This is a genomic window from Flavobacterium helocola (genome assembly GCF_038289885.1).
Classification (GTDB): Bacteria; Bacteroidota; Bacteroidia; order Flavobacteriales; family Flavobacteriaceae; genus Flavobacterium; species Flavobacterium cheniae.
In genome coordinates this window covers 964349-980915 of sequence record NZ_JBBYHT010000001.1, presented here as the reverse complement: position 1 = coordinate 980915, position 16567 = coordinate 964349, and the positions used below count along the sequence as shown (strand labels likewise).

At 32.4% G+C, this 16567-nt stretch carries 15 protein-coding genes; 10 read left to right on the top strand and 5 right to left on the bottom strand.

Annotation, left to right across the window (positions count from 1 at the left end; genetic code table 11):
* The first annotated feature begins 46 nt into the window (after positions 1-46).
* Together fbaA and accD are read left to right on the top strand one after the other, a co-directional pair.
* The gene (fbaA, locus tag AAEO58_RS04450) at positions 47-1114 is read left to right on the top strand and encodes a class II fructose-bisphosphate aldolase (RefSeq protein ID WP_341682207.1); all 1068 of its coding nucleotides are present in this window, start codon (positions 47-49) and stop codon (positions 1112-1114) included.
* A gap of 58 nt (positions 1115-1172) precedes the next feature.
* On the top strand, positions 1173-2027 hold the full coding sequence (gene accD, locus AAEO58_RS04445; RefSeq protein WP_133610331.1) for an acetyl-CoA carboxylase, carboxyltransferase subunit beta: 855 nt from the start codon (positions 1173-1175) through the stop codon (positions 2025-2027).
* Between the two features lie 40 nt (positions 2028-2067).
* Here accD and AAEO58_RS04440 read toward each other — a convergent pair whose 3' ends face one another.
* Positions 2068-4476 (bottom strand): TonB-dependent receptor plug domain-containing protein, encoded by a 2409-nt coding sequence (locus tag AAEO58_RS04440; protein WP_341682204.1) that lies wholly within the window; start codon positions 4474-4476, stop codon positions 2068-2070.
* 68 nt (positions 4477-4544) lie between these two features.
* A complete protein-coding gene (locus AAEO58_RS04435; protein ID WP_341682202.1) occupies positions 4545-5795 on the bottom strand; it encodes an ABC transporter permease in 1251 nt (416 codons plus the stop codon).
* Between the two features lie 90 nt (positions 5796-5885).
* Between AAEO58_RS04435 and AAEO58_RS04430 the strand changes: the two genes are divergently transcribed.
* The 7 genes from AAEO58_RS04430 to rodA all read left to right on the top strand — a co-directional run bounded on the left by AAEO58_RS04430 (position 5886) and on the right by rodA (position 13917).
* Complete coding sequence (locus AAEO58_RS04430) at positions 5886-6338, top strand: hypothetical protein (RefSeq protein ID WP_341682200.1); 453 nt, start codon at positions 5886-5888, stop codon at positions 6336-6338.
* Between the two features lie 339 nt (positions 6339-6677).
* Entirely contained in the window at positions 6678-8210 is a 1533-nt protein-coding gene (gene purH / locus AAEO58_RS04425) for a bifunctional phosphoribosylaminoimidazolecarboxamide formyltransferase/IMP cyclohydrolase (RefSeq protein WP_341682198.1), read from the top strand.
* A gap of 143 nt (positions 8211-8353) precedes the next feature.
* The gene (locus AAEO58_RS04420) at positions 8354-9382 is read left to right on the top strand and encodes a rod shape-determining protein (protein WP_026725280.1); all 1029 of its coding nucleotides are present in this window, start codon (positions 8354-8356) and stop codon (positions 9380-9382) included.
* Positions 9383-9392: 10 nt separating this feature from the next.
* The gene (gene mreC / locus AAEO58_RS04415) at positions 9393-10223 is read left to right on the top strand and encodes a rod shape-determining protein MreC (protein ID WP_341682195.1); all 831 of its coding nucleotides are present in this window, start codon (positions 9393-9395) and stop codon (positions 10221-10223) included.
* Positions 10223-10729, top strand: a complete 507-nt coding sequence (locus tag AAEO58_RS04410; RefSeq protein ID WP_341682193.1) for a rod shape-determining protein MreD — start codon at positions 10223-10225, stop codon at positions 10727-10729. Before mreC ends, AAEO58_RS04410 begins: the two co-directional genes overlap by 1 nt.
* Positions 10726-12660, top strand: coding sequence for a penicillin-binding protein 2 (mrdA, locus tag AAEO58_RS04405; RefSeq protein WP_341682191.1), 1935 nt, complete (start codon positions 10726-10728; stop codon positions 12658-12660). The genes AAEO58_RS04410 and mrdA overlap by 4 nt, the downstream gene beginning before the upstream one ends.
* A complete protein-coding gene (gene rodA, locus AAEO58_RS04400; RefSeq protein WP_341682190.1) occupies positions 12661-13917 on the top strand; it encodes a rod shape-determining protein RodA in 1257 nt (418 codons plus the stop codon).
* A gap of 2 nt (positions 13918-13919) precedes the next feature.
* Here the strand turns inward: rodA and AAEO58_RS04395 are convergent, their stop codons facing one another.
* Positions 13920-14711 carry a DNA/RNA non-specific endonuclease gene (locus AAEO58_RS04395; RefSeq protein ID WP_341682188.1) on the bottom strand — a complete coding sequence of 264 codons (792 nt, stop codon included), beginning with the start codon at positions 14709-14711 and terminating at the stop codon, positions 13920-13922.
* Positions 14712-14765: 54 nt separating this feature from the next.
* Between AAEO58_RS04395 and AAEO58_RS04390 the strand changes: the two genes are divergently transcribed.
* On the top strand, positions 14766-15284 hold the full coding sequence (locus AAEO58_RS04390; RefSeq protein ID WP_341682186.1) for a hypothetical protein: 519 nt from the start codon (positions 14766-14768) through the stop codon (positions 15282-15284).
* Positions 15285-15362: 78 nt separating this feature from the next.
* On the opposite strand, the gene AAEO58_RS04385 is transcribed toward AAEO58_RS04390, so the two are convergent.
* A complete protein-coding gene (locus tag AAEO58_RS04385; protein ID WP_341682184.1) occupies positions 15363-15938 on the bottom strand; it encodes a PhnA domain-containing protein in 576 nt (191 codons plus the stop codon).
* 118 nt (positions 15939-16056) lie between these two features.
* On the bottom strand, positions 16057-16557 hold the full coding sequence (locus tag AAEO58_RS04380) for a DUF6646 family protein (RefSeq protein WP_341682182.1): 501 nt from the start codon (positions 16555-16557) through the stop codon (positions 16057-16059).
* Between the last annotated feature and the right edge of the window lie 10 nt (positions 16558-16567).

Below are 16567 nucleotides of genomic sequence, written 5' to 3'. Positions count from 1 at the left end.
TTTTTAAATTATTATTTTTGCACAACTATACTAAAAACATACAACTATGAGTCACAATATTAAACCTGGTGTTGCTACCGGAGATCAAGTACAAGAAATCTTTAATTACGCAAAACAAAAAGGATTTGCATTACCTGCTGTTAATGTTGTAGGATCTAGTACTATTAATGGTGTTTTAGAAACAGCTGCAAAATTAAATGCGCCAGTTATCATTCAGTTTTCTAATGGTGGTGCACAATTTAATGCTGGAAAAGGATTGTCTAATGAAAATCAAAAATCAGCTATTTTAGGAGCTGTTGCAGGTGCTAAACATATTCATACTTTAGCTGAAGCTTATGGCGCAACGGTAATTTTACATACCGACCATTGTGCAAAAAATCTTTTACCATGGATTGATGGTTTATTAGATGCTTCAGAAAAACATTTTGCTGAAACTGGAAAACCACTATATAGCTCTCACATGATTGATTTATCGGAAGAACCGATTGAAGAAAATCTTGAAATTTCTAAAAAATATTTAGAAAGAATGAGCAAAATGGGCATGACATTAGAAATCGAATTAGGAATTACTGGTGGTGAAGAAGACGGTGTAGATAATTCTGATGTAGATAGTTCAAAATTATACACACAACCTGATGAAGTAGCTTACGCTTACGAAGAATTAATGAAAGTAAGTCCAAGATTTACTATCGCAGCTTCTTTCGGAAATGTACATGGTGTTTACAAACCCGGAAATGTAAAATTGACTCCAAAAATTCTTAAAAATTCACAAGAATACGTTCAAAATAAATTCAATACTGGTCACAATCCGGTTGATTTTGTTTTCCACGGAGGTTCAGGTTCTACTTTAGAAGAAATTAGAGAAGCTATTTCTTACGGAGTAATCAAAATGAATATCGACACCGATTTACAATTTGCTTTCACAGAAGGAATTCGTGATTATATGACTTCTAAAATCGATTATCTAAAAACACAAATCGGAAGTCCAGACGGAGCAGATAGTCCAAACAAAAAACACTACGATCCAAGAAAATGGGTTCGTGAAGGAGAAGTTACGTTCAACACAAGATTAGAACAAGCTTTTGCCGATTTAAATAACGTAAACACACTTTAATTAACAATTGATAATTGATAATTATAAAATTGTCAATTATCCATTATCCATTAATACTATGGCTTGGTTTAAAAGAAAAGAAAAAGGAATTACAACCGCAACTGAGGACAAAAAAGATGTCCCTAAAGGTTTATGGTACAAATCACCAACAGGAAAAATTATTGACCAAGATGAATTGGCAAGAAACTTATGGGTAAGTCCAGAAGACGATTATCACGTAAGAATTGGAAGTAAAGAATATTTCGAAATTTTATTCGACAATAACGAATTCAAAGAGTTAGATGCGAATTTAACTTCAAAAGATCCATTAAAATTTGAAGACACTAAAAAATATAGTGATCGTTTAAAAGATGTAATGGACAAAACCAAATTAAAAGACGCTATTAGAACTGGTGTTGGAAAATCAAAAGGAAAAGACTTAGTTGTTTCTTGTATGGATTTTGCTTTCATTGGAGGTTCTATGGGAGCTGTTGTAGGTGAAAAAATTGCAAGAGCAATTGATTATTCTATCAAACATAAAATCCCATTTGTAATGATTTCAAAATCAGGTGGAGCTCGTATGATGGAAGCTGCAATGTCTTTAATGCAGTTAGCAAAAACATCTGCAAAATTAGCACAATTGGCAGAAGAAAGAATTCCGTACATTTCATTATGTACTGACCCAACAACGGGCGGAACAACAGCTTCTTATGCTATGCTTGGTGATATCAATATCGGTGAACCAGGAGCTTTAATTGGCTTCGCAGGACCACGTATTGTAAGAGATACAACAGGTAAAGATTTACCAGAAGGTTTCCAAACATCAGAATTCTTATTAGAGCATGGATTCTTAGATTTCATCGCTCACAGAAAAGAGTTGAAAAACAAAATTAACTTGTATTTAGATTTGATTCAAAATCAAGAAATTAGATAAAAACAAAAATCCCGATATCACTATCGGGATTTTTTTATATTTAAAACTTAGCTCGCAAAGCCAGAATAAAATTCTTTCCTGGCGCTACAATTCCAGAACTATACGGACGATAACGTTGGTCGGTGATGTTTTCTAAACCTGCTGTAACGGTAAAGTTTTCGGTAAGCTTATACATCGATTTTAAATTTAAGGTGTACCAACTTGGAGAATATGGATTTCCGTTACCATCAATGGCGTAAATTTCTGGTTTTCCTTTTTCTTCTTCAGCTAAATCTTCGTAAGAAACTTCATCGCTGAATTGCACATTCAATTGTAAATCTAATTTAGAATTAGCATAACCTAAACGACCTACACCAAAAAATGGCGCAGCATGACGAGACGGACTCTTCTCACCATTATCCAATTCTTCTTCTCCTTTTTGAAAATTCAAATCGCCATGAAAATAAAATCCAGTTGCCGATTTTACTTCAATTCCGGCTTGAATTCCGTATACTTTGGCATTGGCTGCGTTTTGAATGGCTTGCACATTACTCAATTCGCCATCATAGATAATCTCGGTAGCGCCATTCAAAGTAAAATCTCTTCTTACCATAGCATTTTCTAGTAAAGTATAATAAGCCGAAACATCCACTTTCACATTTTTACCAAATAATTTAGCTACATTCAAATCTACGTTATACGCATATTCTGCCTTTAAATCAGGATTAGGAACTACTACCGAACCTGGCTCTGAATCAAACACTTTTCCTAAATCATCCACATTAGGAGAACGGAAAGCTGTAGCTACATTAGAACTGATCACCCATTTCGCTGTTGGACGGTACACCAGACCTAAACTTCCAGTTAAAGCGCCATCATTGATTTTTGCTTCGGTAAAAGGAAACGGATAAAAAGTAGTATCAAAATCGGCATCTAATACAAACTGATTGTATCGCAATCCCGCTTGAAGCAACATTTTTTCAGAAAATTTATATTGATCATTTACATAAACACCATACGAATTCCATTTAGATTGTGGATATCGAGCAGGTCCTATTTGACTTGTTCCTGCGACAATATTCTCATCGACTCCTTCCGAAACCACATCGTTCATTACATATTCCACTCCGTAAAAAAGAGAATTTTTAGTACTAATTTTCTTTGTAAAATCGGCATTTACAGAAACTGCATTTACTTTTTCGGTACGAATGGCGCGATTTGGATTATTAAAATTACGACTGATTCTGCTTTCTTCGAAAAACTGATGCGCCACACGAATAGAAAGTTCATCATACGCTTTCGTCGCTTGCATATTAGAAATGGATAAATTATTCATAATCCATTTTTGTGGACCATAATCAAATTCGCCATAACGTGGCATTCCTGAATTGGTATAACGAATATGTCTGTCGTATCGCGAATAACTAGATGTTTCCGAAAAATGAAAACCATATTGGAAATCCCATTTTTCATTAGGTTGAAAACGCACTTTTTGCATCAAATTGATTTGAGAATAAGCCGTTGGTTTCTGTACTAAAGGATCATCATTCGTTACAACTATATCTACTCCATTTTGTCTTTGCACATAAAATGGTCGCAAATATTCATCTGGACCATGACTTCCCATTTTTAAATCGCCAAAATCATTAGAACTGATACTCGTAACCGAAGCCCATTTTTTCCAACCTACATTGGCATCAAAATGTCCGGTTTTTTCATTGTTTGCTGAAGAATATCTAGTAAAAGCACTTCCTGAAACAAATGGTTTTTCTTCCGTTGTAAATTGTGGTGTTAAGGTTTGAAAACTCATTACACCACCAATAGCATCGCTTCCGTAAATAACAGAACTTGGTCCAAACAGCACCTCTGATTTTTCAATTGCAAATGGATCTAACGAAATGACATTTTGAATATTTCCACCTCTAAAAATTGCGGTATTCATTCGCACACCATCAATAGCATACAGCAAACGATTAGTAGCAAAACCACGAATCATAGGACTTCCTCCACCCTGCTGACTTTTTTGCATAAATACTTTCCCTGAAACCGTTAATAAATCGGCTGCGGTTTGCGGATTTTGTAATTGGATATCTTTCTTAGAAATAGAGGTGATTTTTACTGGAATATCACGAGTATTTTGTTTCCAACGATTTGCAGAAACAATTATTTCATCCATTGCCAATAACGAAGCTGTTAAATTCAACTGAAAAGAAGCTAATTCCAACTGATTATAACTCACAATTTGAGTTTCATATCCAAAAGATTGGATGATAATTTTATTAAATCCAACAAAATCAGAAACATCAGCCTGACCTTTGTTATTCGTAATAACGTAGACTTTTTTATCCTCGGAAGCAAGCGTAACCGATTCTAATGGCTCACCCGATTCTTGGTCTTTTATGGTTATTGTTTGAGAAAATAACGTTGTCGTGAATCCAAAAAATATAATGAGTAATAATTGCTTAAGCATTATTTCCGAAATGTTTTAATAATTAGTGAGAACAAATTTACAAAATGATTGTCACTTATTGCCACAAATTACATGCCACTTCTAATAGCTTCCACTGGATCTAACTTAGATGCGGAAATTGCTGGAATAATTCCAGAAATTAATCCGATAAAAGCTGCTAATCCTGAACCTAATAACATATTTGAAGCACTTAAAACAAATTCGAAATCCAAAGCGCTAGACAATATTAAAGCAATAATCCAAACTAAAAACATACCGACAATTCCACCAATTAATGACAAAATAATAGCTTCAAACAAGAATTGAAACAAAATGAATTTATTTTTAGCACCTAATGCTTTTTGAATTCCAATTAAGTTAGTTCTTTCTTTTACCGATACGAACATAATATTAGCAATACCAAATCCTCCCACTAAAAGCGAAAATGCACTAATAATCCAACCAATCATGTTCATTTGACCTATGATGTTATCAATAAAATCGGTAAAACCAGATAATACATTTAGGAAGAAATTATCAATATCTCCTGTTTTTACACCTCTAAAATTTCTCAGTTTTTGAGATAATTCAGCTTTAAACTCTTCAATATCAACACCTTTTTCTGGTTTTATTAAAATTGCTGCACGCAAAGCGTCATTCTCATCACCGTACATTCTTCTTAAAAAATTCACTGGAAAAAATACGGCCACGTCATTACTGTCGCCAAACATACCTTGCCCTTGTTTTTTTAGCACGCCAATAACTGTTAGCTTTTGTCCGTACAAACGAATTTTCTTTCCAATAGGGTCGCTATTTTCAAACAAGCCTTTAGCCACTTCGCTTCCTATTACAATAACAGGACTTCCAGAATTGGATTCGGCTTCATTAAACAATCGTCCCGTTTCAACTTTAATAGGTTCAATATCAAAAAACTCATCTGTTGAAGGTTTCATTCGAATAGAATTCACCGTATTGGATTCGTATTTTACACTTTCGTTTCTAGCGAAGAAATTAAAAGAAATTTTTTCAATACTAGGAACACTTTTTTTCAAATATTCAAATTCATCATAAGATACTTTTGGAAATTGTTCTCTTTTCCAACGAGGCACTTCAGAAGGACCAAACGAAAAATTCATTAAGTAAATGGTATTCATATCCATATCACTCAAATCTTCCTTAATTTTTTTATCCATAGAATCTACCGCAGCCAACACCGCAATAATGGAAAAAATACCAATGGTAACGCCTAACAACGACAAAAGTGTACGCAATTTATTGTTGCGCAACGCGTTAATGGCAAAACTGAAACTCTCTGAAAGTAATCGTAAATATAAAAGCATAATACTGAGCTATTACTATAAGTAGAGTTATGTATGAAAATGTTACAATTGGAGGGAATTTATTTATATTTGAAAACCAAAATCAAGCAAATGAAAAAAATATTTTCATCAATAGTTTTAGTTATTTTAATTACTATCAGTTTATTATTTTACAGATTTAATACCATAAATACAATTCAAAATGAGAAAAAAGAAATATTGTATGAATTTGAGAATTTCTGTATAGAAAACGGAATTCCTGATTCAAAAAAAGAATTTGAAAATTTTGTTATCTATGCAAATCAAATAAATACAGTTAAATATAAAAGTTTTGAGAACGAATATTCTTTTGAAAGAAAAAAAGACAGCGTCACAGTTTCAGTTAAAAATATTCTTAATTTCAATGACAAAAAATTTAATATAATTGAAACAAAAATTGATACCTCAAAAATTTGTGATGAAGATAGATTATTAAAATATTTAAGTTTTAACCAATATTCATCCGATAGTAATTATTTGATATTTAATAAAAAATTAGAATATTTTACAAGTAAAAAACTATGACACAATAAGTGCTAAAAAATACAATGTAATAGATTTCAAAGAAAAACTTAGATTTAAAAAGTTACTTTTCACATTTAAAAACAATAAAATTGCATGTAAATGTAATGACAACTTAAATGAAAAATTGACTGAAAAAATCAAAACCGATTTAAACTCATTTTTCAACAAGAATCCTGATTTAAAAAACAATAAATACAATAAAAATTTTGGTTTTATTTTACATGAGTAAGTAAAATATAAAACAATAAAGTTTGACTATTTTAAGAAGTATAACTACTTTTGCACCACGAAAACAACAACATTTATCTGAGACCTATTCAGATACAACAACACAACACCATGAACACAACAAAAAAAATTGCTTCGGCATTGATTTCTGTATTTGACAAAAACGGTTTAGAACCTATTGTTAAAGCGCTTCACCAAAACAATGTAACCATTTATTCTACCGGCGGAACTGAAACTTTTATTAAAGATTTAGGCATTCCAGTAGTTGCTGTAGAAGATATTACGGCTTTTCCAGAAATTTTAGGAGGAAGAGTAAAAACGTTGCATCCAAAAATCTTCGGTGGTATTTTAAACCGTCAAGACCATGCGGGTGATGTGGAGCAAATGAAAGAATTCAACATTCCGCAAATCGATTTAGTGATTGTGGATTTGTATCCGTTTGAAAAAACTGTTGCTTCTGGTGCTAGCGAACAAGATATTATTGAGAAAATTGATATTGGTGGAATTTCATTAATTAGAGCAGCTGCTAAAAATTTCAAAGACACAGTAATTGTTCCTTCAGTTGAGCAATATGCGCCATTTTTGAATTTCTACACCGAAAATAACGGTGCTACTACTTTAGAAAATAGAAAATTATTAGCTTCAAGAGCTTTTAATGTTTCTTCACATTATGATTCGGCTATTTTTAACTACTTCAATCAAGTTTTTGAAGAACCAGTTTTAAAAATCAGCGAGCAAAACGGAAACGTATTACGTTATGGCGAAAATCCACATCAAAAAGGATTTTTCTATGGCGATTTTGATAAAATGTTTACCAAAGTTCACGGAAAAGAATTGTCATACAACAATTTATTAGACGTTGATGCAGCAGTAAATTTAATGAACGAATTTAAAGGAGACAATCCAACTTTCGCGATTTTAAAACACAATAACGCTTGTGGTTTAGCTACAAGAAACACCATGAAAGAAGCGTATTTAGATGCTTTAGCAGGCGACCCAACTTCAGCTTTTGGTGGAGTTTTAATTGCTAATGGAAAAATTGATGTTGCTACAGCGAATGAAATCAACCAATTGTTCTGCGAAGTGGTAATTGCTCCAGCGTATGACCAAGAGGCGATTGACATTTTAGAAGAAAAGAAAAACAGAATTATCTTAATTCAAAACGAAGTTGAATTGCCACAAACAACCGTTCGTACTTGTTTAAACGGTGTTTTAGTACAAGATAAAGACAATGTTACCGATTCAAAAGAGCATTTAAAAACAGTTACAACGGCAGTTCCAACAGCAGAAGAAATTGAAGATTTATTATTTGCTTCGAAAATTTGTAAACACACTAAATCGAACACGATTGTATTTGCAAAAAACAAACAATTGTGCGCTTCTGGAACAGGACAAACTTCAAGAGTAGATGCTTTACGTCATGCAATTGAAAAAGCAACTTCATTTGAATTTGATTTAACAGGAGCTGTAATGGCAAGTGATGCATTCTTCCCTTTCCCAGACTGTGTAGAAATCGCGAACAAAGCTGGAATTACTGCGGTAATTCAACCAGGAGGTTCTATAAAAGACGAATTAAGTATTAATTATTGCAACGACAATAACATGGCAATGGTATTCACAGGAATCCGTCATTTTAAGCACTAAAATTTACTTAAAAATATAGATTTTTAAAACGCATTAAAATATTATTTTTTAATGCGTTTTTATTTGAAAATATATCAGATAATTTTCATAGTTTTGCTAGTTGAATACTATTATACAAAAAACGCTAAACCCTTCTCTTACTTATGGGATTTTTTGATTTCATGACCGAGGATATCGCTATCGACCTTGGTACCGCAAATACACTAATCATTCACAACGATAAAGTCGTGATTGACAGTCCATCTATTGTTGCCAGAGACCGAATTACGGGCAAAATTATTGCCGTTGGTAAGGAAGCCAACATGATGCAAGGTAAAACTCATGAAAACATCAAAACCATTCGTCCGTTAAAAGATGGAGTTATCGCTGACTTTGATGCTTCAGAGCAGATGATTAAAATGTTTATTAAAAGTATTCCCGCTTTAAAGAAAAAATTATTCACACCAGCACTTCGTATGGTAATTTGTATTCCTTCTGGAATTACAGAAGTGGAAATGCGTGCGGTAAAAGAATCAGCAGAGCGTGTAAATGGTAAAGAAGTGTATTTGATTCATGAACCTATGGCGGCTGCAATTGGTATCGGTTTAGATATTATGCAACCAAAAGGAAACATGATTGTGGATATAGGTGGAGGAACAACAGAAATTGCAGTTATTGCATTAGGTGGAATTGTTTGTGATAAATCGGTTAAAATTGCCGGAGACGTTTTCACAAATGATATCATTTACTACATGAGAACGCAACACAATTTATTTGTTGGAGAAACTACCGCAGAAAAAGTAAAAATTCAAATTGGTGCTGCTACAGAAGATTTAGATAGTCCACCAGAAGATATGGCAGTAGACGGAAGAGATTTATTAACCGGAAAACCAAAACGTGTTGATGTATCGTACCGAGAAATTGCAAAAGCATTAGACAAATCGATTCAACGTATTGAAGATGCGGTTATGGAAACCTTATCACAAACGCCACCGGAATTATCTGCCGATATTTATAACACCGGTATTTACCTAGCAGGTGGAGGTTCGATGTTAAGAGGTTTAGACAAACGAATTTCAATGAAAACAGATTTACCTGTTTACATCGCAGAAGATCCTTTAAGAGCCGTTGTAAGAGGAACGGGAATGACCTTAAAGAATATCAACAAATACAAAGGAATCCTGATTAAATAAAAAATAATCCATGCAGCAAATAATTAATTTTATCATAAAAAACAGCTATCGATTGCTGTTTTTGCTGCTTTTGGGCATCTCATTTTCTTTGATTATAAAATCGCATTCCTACCACAGAAGTGAGTATGTAAATTCGGCTAACGCTGTTACAGGTGCTTACTATGAAAAAGTGAATGAAGCAAACGAATATTTAAGTCTGAAACAAAAAAACAAAGACTTAGCATCTGAAAATGCTTTATTAAAAGAATTGCTTTTCAACAAAAAAGACACCATTTTAACTTCTAAAACCTTATTTAGAAACGACCTTAACAATTACAATGTTGTGGTATCAAAAGTGGTGAAAAATTCGTTTAACTCACGCGAGAATTATATCACTATCAATTCAGGGAAAAATTCAGGAATTGAAGTCGACATGGGTGTTGTAAACGATAAAGGAATTGTAGGTTTAATTGAAAAAACGTCAACTAACTTCTCTACCATTCAAAGTGTTTTGAACACCAAATCGAAGATTAATGCGAAGATTAAAAACTCGAATCACTTTGGTTCTTTAATTTGGGATGGCCGAAATGTTGGTTTTGCTCAACTTATTGATGTGCCTAGATTGGCTTCCTTAAAACATGGAGATTCAATTGTAACAGGTGGAAATTCAGACATTTTTCCAGAGAATATTCCAATTGGAAAAATTGATAAGATTTTTATTGATAAGAAAACAAATTATTACACTATCAATATTCGTTTGTTTAATGACATGACATCGCTTGGTTATGTGTATGTAATTGAAAACAAAAGAAAAAAAGAGAAAAAACAATTAGAATTAGAAACCACAGCACCTAAAAAATAGTGAACAATAACATTTTAAATAGCGTACGTTTTGTTGTTTTTTTACTTCTTCAGATTTTAATATTCAATAATATTAATCTGTTTGGGTATTTAAATCCGTATCCTTATGTGTTATTTATTTTACTATATCCTGTTAACAGCAATAAATCTGTTTTGTTATTGAGTAGTTTTGCTATGGGAATTCTTTTGGATATGTTTTGTAATTCAGGCGGAATTCACACAATGGCATCTTTGGTTTTGGCTTACATAAGACCGTCGCTTTTTAAATTTGCTTTTGGATTGAGTTATGAATATCAAACTGTAAAAATTGCTGATAAAATTTCACCAGAGCGAATTACATTGTTGCTATTAGCGATTTTTATTCATCATTTCATCTTATTCTTTTTTGAATATTTCAGATTCGATTTATTATTGACTGTTTTGTCTCGAACACTATTTAGCACCCTATTTACGTTTATTATATGTTTGTTAACCATCTATTTAATCAAGCCAAGCAATAGACGATGAGAAAAGCTGTTTTACCTGCCGTAATCATTATTACTTCCATTCTTCTGATTGTACGAATTTTCTATCTTCAAGTAATTGATGAAAATTTAAAACTACAATCGGAAAATAATGCTATTAAAAAAGTATTCGATTTTCCAGAAAGAGGTTATATCTATGATCGTAATGGTAAACTTTTAGTTGCCAATCAGCCTTCGTATGATATCATGGTGGTTCCGAGAGAAATCAAAAATATTGATACAACAGAATTTTGTAATTTACTTCACATTACAAAGGAATATTTTATTAAGAAAATTGAAAAAGCGAATGTTTATAGTCCAAGACTTCCTTCGGTTTTCTTATCGCAATTAAACAAGGCGGAATATGCTGCTTTTCAGGAAAAAGAAAGAAAATTTGAAGGATTTTATACGCAAAAACGTTCTTTACGCGATTATCAAGTTAAAGAAGGTGCTAATATTTTCGGATTTATTACACAGGTTAACGAAGCTATTCTTAATAAAAACAAATACTACAATAGTGGTGATTTGATAGGAAAGCAAGGTGTTGAGCAAGAATATGAAGAAATTTTAAGAGGAATTAAAGGCGTTAAATACTTACTTCGTGACAAGCACAATAAAATTATTGGTCCTTACAAAAAAGGGCAATTTGACACCATTGCTCAACAAGGAAAAGATTTAACCTTAACAATTGATCATGAACTTCAAAAATACGGCACCGATTTAATGATTAATAAAAGAGGTGGAATTGTAGCTATCGAACCTAAAACTGGTGAGATTTTGGCTTTAGTTTCTGCACCTACATATGATCCAGCTTTGTTGGTTGGAAGACAACGTTCAAAAAACTATACCGCTTTATACAACGATTCTATATCAAAACCATTGTATGATAGAGGTCTTCAAGCAACGTATCCTCCTGGTTCTCCATTTAAAATTGTTACCGGATTAATTGGACTTCAAGAAGAAGTAATTGATGAACAAACTACTTTTTATTGTAATCATGGAGCTAATTTTGGACGTTTTATGAAATGTCACTGTGGTCTCCACAGCTTACAATTAAACAATGGAACTTATAAATCTTGTAACAGTTATTTTGGAAACACCTACAAAAGAACTATTGAAAAATATAAAGATTCGTATTACAGTGTTGACAATTGGGCCAACCATGTGAAAAGTTTTGGATTGGGTCAATTTTTAGGAACCGATATGCCAATTGGGGCGAAAGGTTTGGTTCCAACATCAAAAATGTATAAAAAAATGTACAATGGATCTCCAATAAGAAGTTCATACATTATTTCGAATTCCATTGGACAAGGTGAAGTTCTAACATCACCAATTCAATTAGCTAATATGATGGCTGTTGTTGCCAATCAAGGTTATTATTATACACCACATATCGTTAAAAAGATAAAAGGCCAACCTTTAGATAAAAAATTTACAACAAAACATTATTCTACTATTGATAAACAATACTTTCCCCCTATAATTCAAGGTTTAGCAGATGTTTACAATAACCCGATAGGTACTGCTGCAGGCTTAAGAGTACAAGGTCTTAATATTTGTGGAAAAACTGGAACTGCTGAAAACAAAATTAGAGTAGCGGGTAAAACTTACCAACTAAAGGATCACTCAATTTTTGTGGCTTTTGCACCGCAAGAAAACCCTACAATTGCTATTGCTGTATTCATTGAAAACGGTTATTGGGGAAGTAGATGGGCTGGACCAATTGCTACTTTAATGGTTGAAAAATATGTAAATGGCAAAATCACTCGTAAAGATTTAGAGGATAGAATGCTAAATGGAAGCTTACTTTCAGAATATGAAAAAATTGAAAATATTATTTTTCAAAGAAAAGTAGATCCAATAAAAGTTCAGGATTCTTTGAACAAAATCAATGTAGAAATTAGCGAAGCCAAAAAAGAAGAAGAGGAAAACTAGATGAAAAATCAAAGCGTAGGAAATAGAATTGACTATATCTCCATATTACTTTACATCGTATTAGTAATCATGGGTTGGATGACTATTTATTCCGCTTCTTTACCTTTAGAAGAAACTTCCATTTTTGATATTTCTCAAATTTACGGTAGACAAATGCTCTTCATTGGTTTAACCATTCCTCTTATTTTTATCATCTTATTCACCGATGCTAAAATTTTTGAACGTCTTTCTTTTGTGTTTTATGGTTTAGGAATTATATTATTACTTGGTTTATTTGTATTTGGAGTTACCAAAAAAGGACAAACCAACTGGTATCAATTTGGCGGATTTGGATTTCAACCTTCCGAATTTGTTAAAACTGCAACTGCTTTATTATTGGCAAAATATTTAAGTTATTCCCAAATTAATTTAAAGTACACTAAACATCAAATAATAGGTTTAGCAATTGTCTTTATACCTGTTTTGCTAATTCTAATGCAGCCCGATGCAGGTAGTGCTATGATTTTCATTTCGCTAATCTTTGTTTTAAACCGTGAAGGATTGCCAAGCTGGTACTTTTTCTCTGGCATAATTGCTATTGCATTGTTCTTTCTATCATTAGTAATTGAACCTATTTATTTAATTGGAATTGTATTTGTAATAATGGTGATTCATTACATATTTAACCGAAAAATTTCAAGAAATCCAATTGTTTACGGATTGCTATATTTAGTTATGGCTGGGTTTGCTTTCTCGGTAAGTTATGTATATGATAGTGTTTTAGAACCGCATCAAAAAGATCGTATCAATGTATTAATTGGTGATGATGTTGACATGAAACGAGAAGGTTACAACCTGAATCAGTCGATGATTGCCATTGGTTCTGGAGGTTTAATTGGTAAAGGTTATCTAGAAGGCACACAAACTAAAGGAGGTTTCGTACCTGAGCAACATACCGACTATATTTTTACAACAGTAGGTGAAGAATGGGGCTTCGTAGGAAGTGTTGTAGTAATTCTACTTTTTGTTGCTTTATTCCTAAGAATTATTTACTTGGCCGAAAATCAAAAAACAAAATTCAGTAGAGTTTATGGCTATTGCGTTGCTACTTATTTATTTACGCATTTCTTTGTAAATATTGCGATGCTTATTAAATTATTCCCAACTATTGGAGTGCCTCTACCCTTTTTCTCTTACGGAGGTTCAAGTTTATGGGCATTTACAATATTACTTTTTATCTTTATTAAGCTAGATGCTAATAAAGTAAATGAGTGGTAAATTTAAAAACTCCAACCTTTATAATCTGATTTAGATTCAAATTGATTTTCAATTGTATCTTCTAATTTAGGATAAAAGTCAATCCCTGTCATTTTTTCAATTTCGTCTACCGAAACCACAAACTCATACAAAGGTTGATTTGAATTTTCATGCGGTACTAAAAAACCAATCATTTTAGAACCATCTTTAGACAGCAGCACTTTGTAAAAATAATTAGGCACCGAAACATCTTCTTTACCTATAGTTTTTAGATTATCGCTCAAAACACCACCAGTTACTACATATAATCCATCACTTTTTACTGCCCAATATCTAACCTTTTCCTCTAAACGATTCCAAACACCCGAATTAAAGTCATGTTCTTGCGGACTAATATTAGACGTAAAAAAAGTTTCGTTATACTCATCAAAGGAACCTTTTCTATCGCCAGCTGGACACAAATGACCTTTATCGTAACCTGAATTTTTATAATTTCTCCAATCGGCCGACACAGATTCCACTAGTGGATCTTGTTCAAAAAAAGGCCTATCAAAATTAGTTGCTTTTACATCTTCACTATCCAAATAGTACGCCACCCATTCGCTTTGTTCGTGCTCTTCAGAATAAGAAAAAACATAAGTATTACGTTTATAAACATCATTTGTGGTTGAAGTTGGCAAAAAATCAAAATCACCAGAAATCACACTTTTATCAACTGAAACCTCATTTTTTTTAATGGAAGTACCTTCATCAATATTAAATTCTTTACAAGAAAATACAGAAACAACTATAAGGAGATAAATGAATCTTTTCATGCTTTGGCTCAGTTTTTGTTATCTTTGTAAAGATAAATTTTAAAATCCAAAATCATGAGAATAAATTTTTTAATTCTAGTAGGTTTGTTTAGTTTGCAATCTGCTTTAGCTCAAGAAACTGTAATTGATAGTGTAAAAGTTAAACAGGAAAAATTAGTTTTAGAGCAACAAAAAGCCGAAAAAGAAAGAATCAAAGCCGAAGAAAAGATAATTAAAGAGCAGCAAAAGGCCGAAAAAGAGCGCCAAAAAGCTTTAAAAGAAGCAGAAAAAGCAAAAAAGGATGCAGAAAAAGCTCAGAAAAAAGCTGAAAAGGAACTAAAACAAGCTGAAAAAGCGGTAGCCCAAAGAGAAAAAGCTAAAAACAATATCGAAAAAGCTAAATCTAAAATTGATAGTAACAAAAAAGATTTAGAAAAAGACAAAGAAAAATTTGAAAAGCTTAGAAGAAAAGGCGTACTAACTCCAGAAGACGAACTAAAATGGAGAGAGAAAATTCTTAAAAAAGAAAACAAAGCTTTAGAACTACAATTAGATTTAGAAAAAGCTGAAAACAAATTAAGAAAACTAGAATAAAAAAAATCCCGATTCAAATGAATCGGGATTTTTTTTATTGATTTAGCGCACTTTATATTTTAACATTACGGATTAATACTACTTTGTTTTCTTCACGTACTGTGTTAAAATATAAATACTTTGGTTTTCTACTCTACCTTCAATCAAATTCGCATCATCCCAAACTAATTTAATGTTATGTACAGCAGCTCCACGTTTTGCGGTAAAAGTAGCGCCTTTTACGTCTAAATCTTTAACTAACACTACTGAGTCGCCATCATGTAAAATAACGCCGTTACTGTCTTTATGCACAACTTTGTTTTCGTCTTCTTCAGCGCCTTCACCGGTTGCTTTTGCCCATTCTAAGGCTTCTTCATCTAAGTACATCATGTCAAGTAAATCGTTGTTTTTCAAACGTGCTAACATACGCCAAGATAAAATTTGAACCGGCAAATGCTCGTTCCACATACTATCTGACAACCCTCTCCAATCGTTTTCATTCATGGTTTCTGGATTTTCAATTTGGTCTTTCAAGTGTTTTGCAACTAAAACCGAATGTTCTAAGCTCTCTGCAGTGTGAGGTGGTAACGTGTACACAACTAAATCATGTTCGGCACCACTAATCTCGCAAACTGAACCACTGCGGTCTTTCAGTTTTTTTTCTATTACACTCATTTTGAATGGATTTTACGTAAATAAATAATTTGAAGCAAAGGTATAAATTGTTACATAACAGCATAAAAAAAAGCAACTTTTTTAAGGAGTTGCTTAAAAATATATTGTTTAAACTATTTTATAAATTGAAAGAAGCTCCAATTGATAAATTAAACTGATTATTATATTTTTCAAATCCTCTAGGGTCATTATCATAATGAGCAATTGGTAATTGTATTTCAGAGTACAAGCCGAAACCATCTGTAATGAAATAGCGAACACCAAAATGCGCACCAAAATTTTTAATCCCAATATTTAATCCAGGATAAATATCTACTTTTTCTTCAATACCAAAAACATCAGCAATGTTAGCACTAAAACGAGCTCTAAGATCAAAACGATCATCAAAATTTGGTTTTTCACCAGCTACTTCTTCAATTCCTAATAAATATAAAGAGGTAAAACCAAACGACATATTTGTTCCTATTCCTCTATCATAAGTGGCAATTATTCCTGAACCTTTTTCTTGTAAGTTGGCTCCAACTTGAAATTTAGTATCTCCTTTTCCTTTAAAAACTTGCGCATTTGACATTTGAACTGCGGCTAATAAACAAATTACGGCTAAAATTTTTTTCATCATATTAAAATTA

What these genes read in the sequence shown, in the direction of transcription:
- AAEO58_RS04385 (WP_341682184.1), bottom strand. Translation starts at nt 15,938, where the DNA reads ATGAGTGTAATAGAAAAAAAACTGAAAGACCGCAGTGGTTCAGTTTGC.
- AAEO58_RS04440 (WP_341682204.1), bottom strand. Translation starts at nt 4,476, where the DNA reads ATGCTTAAGCAATTATTACTCATTATATTTTTTGGATTCACGACAACG.
- AAEO58_RS04390 (WP_341682186.1), top strand. Translation starts at nt 14,766, where the DNA reads ATGAGAATAAATTTTTTAATTCTAGTAGGTTTGTTTAGTTTGCAATCT.
- AAEO58_RS04420 (WP_026725280.1), top strand. Translation starts at nt 8,354, where the DNA reads ATGGGATTTTTTGATTTCATGACCGAGGATATCGCTATCGACCTTGGT.
- rodA (WP_341682190.1), top strand. Translation starts at nt 12,661, where the DNA reads ATGAAAAATCAAAGCGTAGGAAATAGAATTGACTATATCTCCATATTA.
- AAEO58_RS04430 (WP_341682200.1), top strand. Translation starts at nt 5,886, where the DNA reads ATGAAAAAAATATTTTCATCAATAGTTTTAGTTATTTTAATTACTATC.
- purH (WP_341682198.1), top strand. Translation starts at nt 6,678, where the DNA reads ATGAACACAACAAAAAAAATTGCTTCGGCATTGATTTCTGTATTTGAC.
- AAEO58_RS04435 (WP_341682202.1), bottom strand. Translation starts at nt 5,795, where the DNA reads ATGCTTTTATATTTACGATTACTTTCAGAGAGTTTCAGTTTTGCCATT.
- fbaA (WP_341682207.1), top strand. Translation starts at nt 47, where the DNA reads ATGAGTCACAATATTAAACCTGGTGTTGCTACCGGAGATCAAGTACAA.
- accD (WP_133610331.1), top strand. Translation starts at nt 1,173, where the DNA reads ATGGCTTGGTTTAAAAGAAAAGAAAAAGGAATTACAACCGCAACTGAG.
- mrdA (WP_341682191.1), top strand. Translation starts at nt 10,726, where the DNA reads ATGAGAAAAGCTGTTTTACCTGCCGTAATCATTATTACTTCCATTCTT.
- mreC (WP_341682195.1), top strand. Translation starts at nt 9,393, where the DNA reads ATGCAGCAAATAATTAATTTTATCATAAAAAACAGCTATCGATTGCTG.
- AAEO58_RS04380 (WP_341682182.1), bottom strand. Translation starts at nt 16,557, where the DNA reads ATGATGAAAAAAATTTTAGCCGTAATTTGTTTATTAGCCGCAGTTCAA.
- AAEO58_RS04395 (WP_341682188.1), bottom strand. Translation starts at nt 14,711, where the DNA reads ATGAAAAGATTCATTTATCTCCTTATAGTTGTTTCTGTATTTTCTTGT.